Genomic DNA, 1,055 nt, shown 5'->3' with positions numbered 1-1,055 from the left:
GATAATAGCGTATTTCGTGTCTAAATGATATTCAAACATCCTCACAATCATAGGTAACAAGAATGATCCTACTGCAAAGAATGATTCTATATATCCAAAAATTTTGGCAGAATCAAAATTAATATTAAAAATATATGATGCAATAGATGACTCAATAAATCCAGCGCAAAAACCTAATATAGCTACAACTAGATATATAATTAAGTAATGCTCAAAAATAATAAAAATAGTAGTAATTAATAGAATAGATAGGTGTATTATTTTAAAAGCCTTCTTTATATCTTTATTAGCTAAGAAGGTAGAATAAAATACCCCAAACATAAATGTTATGAATTGAATACTAATCAGATTTGATACACCTGATTGATTCATATTAAGATTTATTTTTAAAAATTGATTAAATGAGCCGACAAATGTGTGTATCATTCCAATGAGAAAATACATTAAAGAAAAGTAAAGCGTATGAAATTTAGTCATCTGAACTCAATGTACTGTTTTTGTTGATAACTATTAATACAGTGCTCCAAAACTTCTTGCGCTTTCAAACCATCTTCAAAAGTAGAAATTGCAGTTTCTTTTCTATTTTTGATAGCCTCCAAAAGTTTTATATGTGAATAGTAAAAGCTATCTTTCCATCCATAGAATTCATTTTCTGGGTCAATGTATATCCTATCATCTAATTGAACTATCTCTTGAATATCATTGTTACTAACAGTAACTACTCCTTCATTTTTTGATGAAAACTTAATTTCACCACTACGTCCTGTAATCGTAATGTAGAAACCGCATAAATCTTCATCACAAGCTTTAGAAGTCTCTATATGAATATATTGTCCATTACTAGTCATAAAAAATGTTTCTGAATGGTCATCAACTTGCACTATACTATCATTTTTTTTCTTTACTTTAGTCATCATTTTAGTTTTAATTGTTTCTACCTTTACATAACTGTCAGTAATATGAGTCGCTAAATCGAGAAGATGAACTCCTAAATCTCCTAAGGCACCACTACTTAACTTTGAACTTCCATCGTCTCTCCAAGTAAAAGTTTTTCT

General features: G+C 28.5%; 1 protein-coding gene and 1 pseudogene. Both read right to left on the bottom strand.

Going from position 1 to position 1,055, the window contains the following annotated elements:
• Nucleotides 1-477, bottom strand: a pseudogene (locus CD138_RS14580) (MFS transporter); the annotation flags it as partial.
• The coding region (locus CD138_RS13480; RefSeq protein WP_019167976.1) for a Gfo/Idh/MocA family oxidoreductase at nucleotides 474-1,055 on the bottom strand (582 nt) is incomplete at its 5' end. The pseudogene CD138_RS14580 and the gene CD138_RS13480, both read right to left, overlap by 4 nt.

Source organism: Staphylococcus intermedius NCTC 11048, from assembly GCF_002902385.1.
GTDB classification, from domain to species: Bacteria; Bacillota; Bacilli; order Staphylococcales; family Staphylococcaceae; genus Staphylococcus; species Staphylococcus intermedius.
This window is presented reverse-complemented; position numbering and strand designations above follow the sequence as displayed.